Genomic DNA, 3,010 nt, shown 5'->3' on the forward strand with positions numbered 1-3,010 from the left:
CCCCTCCTCCCCCCCTCCCCCCCCCCCCCCCCCCCCCCCCCCCCCCCCCCCCCCCCCCCCCCCCCCCCCCCCCCCCCCCCCCCCCCCCCCCCGGCCCGCTGGTCCAGGGCCTGTCCGGCAAGATCCGCCAGACAGGCCCTAATAGACGAGGGTGATGCAGCCGCTGCCGCCCTCGGTGCCCGCGGTGCCGTCCTCGCCGGGGGTCTGGGGGTCGTCGAAGTTGCCGACGTAGTCCTGGCCGTCGCCGCCGTCCCCGCCGTCCCCGCCGTCGCCGGTGCCCACGGGGCAGGCGGCCGGCACAGGAGCCCCCGCTGCACCGCCTTCGCCGCCCACGCCGCCCATGCTGCCGGGGACGGTCTCGCCGACGGTGGCCGGTGTCACGTCGACGCCTTCCTCACCACCGGCGCCGAGGTCACCGTCGGATCCGCCTGTGCCGCTGGGCCCTCCGCCCTTGCAGGCGGAGGCGGGGACGCTCCCTCCGCCGTGGCCTCCCTCGCCCCGGGCGCCTCCGAGCACGCTGCCCGCGCCCCCGCCCCCGGGCCGTGACCCGCCGTCCACGGCTGCCAGGACGGCTGCGCCGCCGGTGAGAGTGGACCGGCCCCCGGCGCCCCCGGCACCGCCGTCGGCACCCGGGTCGGCCTCCTCACCGCTGGCGCCTCCCGCCCCACCGGCTCCGCCGGTGCCGACGGTGAGGGTCAGCACGTCGCCGGGGGTGACGGCCAGGGTGCAGGTGACCCGGGCGCCTCCCCCGCCGCCGCCTCCCGCCCCGCCCCCGCCGCCGCTCTTGAAGAGGCCGGTGCCACCTCCCCCGCCCCCGCCGCCTCCCCCGGAACCCGCCGCGACGAGGGTGACGGTGATGCCGGTGACACCGTCCGGGACGGTGAACGTGGCGTCGGTGGTGAAGGTCCGGGTGGTCGCGTCCCGGGCGGGCGCGGTGACGCCGGCCGGCAGGACCAGCGCCCCCGCGAGGCATCCGGAACCGAGGGCGGCACGCACCCTCCGGGGGCGGGCAGGCCTCACACGGGCTCCGGCCGTCACCCCATGGTCGTAGCTCATGCTCAAACAGTGCTGCGGCCGCGGTTCTCCCGCGACACCGGAGGGGAGATCGGGTGACCCGGCCCGCCCTCAGCGGGGCGCCGGCAACGGCCACCGGGCCCGCCCGCCCCGCTGCGCCCCGGGCTCGCGCACGTAGACGAACAGCCGAACGGCAGCAAGGCTTCTCGGTCGACTGGGTACGCCTGTCCGGATGAGACACGGAGTGCGCCGGCAGCGCGCATGTACCGGTTGATCGAGTACCGGGGATTCTTGGCGCCAAGGCACGACACCGACGAACAGGAAGAAGAGCACACGATGAGGCGTCTGATGGTGGCGGCGACCGCGGGCGGGTTGCTGGCCGTAGCGATCCCGGGGGCGGCCGGGTCCGCGCACGCGACGGAGGTACTGAAGGACCTGACCTGCTCAGGGCCGGTGACGCTGACGTTCAAGAACCCGGTGACCGACGCGGCGGCATCGAACTCGTACACGGTCGAAGGCAGCCTCGACGACTGTTACAGCGCCGCCGGAACCAACTCGAACGTCGACCACGGCACGATCTCCTCGGTCGGCACCGGGACGTTCTCCTGCGTGTCCTACCATCCCTTCTCCGGAACGGCGACCTTCACCTGGTACGACGTCGACAACAGGGACCTCGGCCGCACCACCGTCTCCTTCCAGGGCGGGGAGAAGGGCAACTCGGGTGGCAGCGAGGTGACCAACGACGAGACCGGCATCACGGACGTGACCAGCACCCTCCTGCCCCTCAACAGCTACCAGGGCAGCTTCGACCTGTCCGGCATCACCGGCTCCTGCGACACCGGGGTGACCGCCCTGACCGGGAAACACGAGGTGGACTTCAGCCTCGCCTCGCTCTGAGCGCACAGCACGCGCTCCCGCGCCCCCGGGCAACATCCGACGCCCGGGGGCGCGCCATTCCTGTGGCCACTGCTCGGAAGGCGTGCACCGTTGCCGCGTCGACTCCGGCACGGTGGCGGACCGGATGCCGTCAAGCGCGTTGACCGCCCTGCGACATGACCACATGTCAGAGTACGAACCACTGGGCTGGAAGCCCGCTTCACCGCTACGTGCCGATGGAGGCGCAGACATGGTCGATGGAATCCGCGAAGAGGACGAGTCCGGCGGGCCGGGGGCAACACCGGTGGCACGCCGAAGCCTCCTCAGGGCAGCAGGACTGGGCGCGGCCGTGGTGGGCTTGGGCGCAGCCGCGCCAGCAGCAGCCGCAGCCGAGGACCGGTCCGTGGCCCCCGCAGGTGCCACCCGTCGGCCGGACGCGCTCAACAGCGTGAACCTGTACTGCTCGGCGGACGCGGGCACCTACATGGGCGGCGGGACGGCCACCGTGCAGGTCACGATCGGCAACTTCAGCAGCACCGCGGCCACCGGACCGGTGTCACTGAAGGTCATCACCCCGTTCTACGCCAACGTCGCGACGCTGCCGTCCGTCAGCGACGGCACCTCCCGAGAGCCCCGCGAACTTCACCTTCTCCATCCCCTTCTACACCCAAATCCCCACCACCGGCCGCCCACCCGGCCTCACCACGCTCTACGAGAACAACGACCCGCCGCCCCCTCCGTCTACCGGCTCTCCTACCGGCTCTCCGTCCCCCGGGGCTCGGCGCCCTCGGACCGCAGAGCCCCGCCACCATCGGCATCCCCTACCTGATGCAGAGCGGCGGCCCGAGGAAGTACGCCGTCTCCTCCGCCATGATCACCCCCACCGGCGGCGACACCCAGGGCGACCTCTCCATCGCCCACCACCACTTCGGCATGGTCTCCGTCATCAACACCCCCGTGTAGCCCGGTCGGATCACCGGTACTGCTCCTGGTGTCCTGCGGGGGGTCTCCCGCGCAGAGCCACCAAGGTCCCCGCCCCCCCCCCACACCCCCCCGCACCAGGGCCGCCCACAACCCCACCGCCCGCTTCCCCCACCCCCTTCCCACCCCTCCACCACGC

The 3,010-nt window shown here is 73.6% G+C and carries 3 protein-coding genes; 2 read left to right on the top strand and 1 reads right to left on the bottom strand.

Going from position 1 to position 3,010, the window contains the following annotated elements:
• Positions 1-138: 138 nt before the first annotated feature.
• Positions 139-1,056: a hypothetical protein gene (locus AC07BF_RS22225; RefSeq protein ID WP_478333802.1), complete on the bottom strand. Its 918-nt coding sequence runs from the start codon at positions 1,054-1,056 to the stop codon at positions 139-141.
• Between the two features lie 294 nt (positions 1,057-1,350).
• Between AC07BF_RS22225 and AC07BF_RS22230 the strand changes: the two genes are divergently transcribed.
• Both AC07BF_RS22230 and AC07BF_RS22235 read left to right on the top strand, forming a co-directional pair.
• Entirely contained in the window at positions 1,351-1,911 is a 561-nt protein-coding gene (locus AC07BF_RS22230) for a hypothetical protein (protein ID WP_363622031.1), read from the top strand.
• 807 nt (positions 1,912-2,718) lie between these two features.
• Positions 2,719-2,853 (top strand): hypothetical protein, encoded by a 135-nt coding sequence (locus tag AC07BF_RS22235; protein ID WP_363581109.1) that lies wholly within the window; start codon positions 2,719-2,721, stop codon positions 2,851-2,853.
• Positions 2,854-3,010 lie beyond the last annotated feature (157 nt).

The organism is Kitasatospora sp. NPDC043950 (genome assembly GCF_056435345.1).

Bases quoted from the DNA above. Each gene is read 5' to 3' on its own strand.
- AC07BF_RS22225 (WP_478333802.1), bottom strand. From the start codon at position 1,056: ATGAGCTACGACCATGGGGTGACGGCCGGAGCCCGTGTGAGGCCTGCC.
- AC07BF_RS22230 (WP_363622031.1), top strand. From the start codon at position 1,351: ATGAGGCGTCTGATGGTGGCGGCGACCGCGGGCGGGTTGCTGGCCGTA.
- AC07BF_RS22235 (WP_363581109.1), top strand. From the start codon at position 2,719: ATGCAGAGCGGCGGCCCGAGGAAGTACGCCGTCTCCTCCGCCATGATC.